This is a genomic window from Photobacterium sp. GB-72 (assembly GCF_003026095.1).
Lineage (GTDB): Bacteria > Pseudomonadota > Gammaproteobacteria > Enterobacterales > Vibrionaceae > Photobacterium.
Window position 1 is genome coordinate 1 of the sequence record NZ_PYNV01000038.1, and the last position, 2,047, is coordinate 2,047.

Consider the following 2,047-nt stretch of genomic DNA (forward strand, 5'->3'; position numbering starts at 1 on the left):
AGGGAATGATACAGGCTTACCCTGTTCCGTATGTCACGTAAAATGTCAGCTTAGATGCCCACTATAGTGCGGAGAGTACTGCGATCACGAAAGAATACTGTCCAACTTCTTTCCGACTCTCATTGCCATTTTGGCCACAGCGTATTAACCACTTCCGCTGCTTCATCACATAACGCACCTTGGATGGATTCACATACGTTCATCATACTGACTACCTAGCACTCACCCGACTTGTGGTTTTCAGGAGGAACGTCCTCTCACGATTCTTTTCCCACTCAGCCCAACGGCCAAGTTTCGTTACATTGTCCGAGCCGCTGCTTTATTCAGGCTCGTAGGTTCATCTGGTGATACAGACGGTTCACTCATAAAGCGGTGAACAACGCTTCATACGACTTCAGGTCGCACGGACAGAAACGAGTTAGGGACTCTGCTGTATTCGGGCTGGTAGGTATTAGGAAAAATAAGGGAGGCATAATATTAGTTCAGTTACTCTAATTTATTCAGCAACTCGATATCGCAATTCACAGCGACCGATCTAGTTACATACTCAAACTCACCTCTATGGTTATACTTTTTTAGAGTAGAAGTAACTACTTCACCATCATTGAAACCTAAGTACAATTCATACTCATCAACCTTTATATCAATACCCCCCGACGGACCTACTTTGCCTTTGGTGTATCTTCTAATACTTGTCAAACGATATTTCGTTAAGCAATCGTACATGGCACCTAACTTTCCGTGTAAAGCCACGCCATATTTTTCGGCATAAGGTGGCGCACTGTAGTTTGAATTAGCACTTAGAGATTCTATCTGTGAAAATCTGTCGTCATTCCATTTACCCCTGAATATGTAAAAATTAACTAAAACTATAATAACTAAAAAAGTATAAAATACTTTATCACCTTTTTTCACTTCTATTTACTTCCCTGTAAGCTCATTTGCATAACTATTTGTATGTGAACTTTATACTTAGCTTATTTAGTCTGATAGTATTCAATCCCCAACATTAGTATTTAAGTAACTAATTGGACAATTAATTGCCATCATAGTAGACCTCCCATCAGAAACATAAAACATTTTGTAAGCTTCTCCTTTGATAGTTTGGAATTTGAGCGCCAATCTTCCTCCAATCTCTAACTCAAAACTACCTCTGTCTTGACTCGTTACTTTTGAAGAAGTATCGACCGTCGTTACTGTATGGCGGAATGTATTTCTAAATAAATCAAAGACAGAAATACAGCGATAAAAGCGCCCAAGCTTTCCTGTTTTCTTTAACTCTATGTTTTCATTCGATATAACCACATACTCAGATTCCGCATTTACGTCACTTCGAAAAAGAGAACGTAGCTCTTGAGAACCTTTGTCATCGTTGGTGTTGTGATTAGAAATACCAACCACTGACATTAGTAGAATAGGCACAAAAAAGTACTCTTTACGAAACTTCATTTCTCTAATCATCCATTATTATTCGAGTTCCCCAAAATACTAAGAGCTGACATCATTCAATAGAGCAAGTGAACAATTAACAGCTCTACTATCGCCCTTCACAAGAGCCATCATCCTGATATTTTTCAGCATAAAATCTGATTGCTTCATTGTTATCTACAAAAATATCGAGGAGATAATTATCAATATATAAGCCTAACGGCCCAGAAACTCCATCTCTACCCGATGACCTCTTCGTTATCATACTCGATATAATCGTTACATATTATGAAGTTAACAGCAATTTTTTACACCCAACACTTTATTAGAGAATGTGAAAAGTAAGAAATGTATTTAATAAGTCTTATTAAAAACGGAACTCAAGCGCTAAAATCAATACGTTTCATTGTAACTGTTGATATACACAGCAAATAAAACTAATCCAAAACCACGTGAATACGACATGAACGAGTAAAAGCACTAAGTAGGAATGGGGCATTTCTGAGCTAGCCGTGGAAGCTAGCTCGAATGGACAATTCTGAGCTAACTCTTCTGAAGTTCGAGAGCCATGGTCGATTGATATAGTGGCGCGGAAAGCCTACTATTAATAGATAATTAC

The 2,047-nt window shown here is 38.3% G+C and carries 2 protein-coding genes; both read right to left on the reverse strand.

Annotation, left to right across the window (positions count from 1 at the left end; translation table 11 throughout):
- Window positions 1-486 precede the first annotated feature (486 nt).
- Window positions 487-915 (reverse strand): hypothetical protein, encoded by a 429-nt coding sequence (locus tag C9J40_RS21690; RefSeq protein ID WP_107247964.1) that lies wholly within the window; start codon window positions 913-915, stop codon window positions 487-489.
- Window positions 916-996: 81 nt separating this feature from the next.
- On the reverse strand, window positions 997-1,449 hold the full coding sequence (locus tag C9J40_RS21695; RefSeq protein WP_107247965.1) for a hypothetical protein: 453 nt from the start codon (window positions 1,447-1,449) through the stop codon (window positions 997-999).
- Window positions 1,450-2,047: the final 598 nt, after the last annotated feature.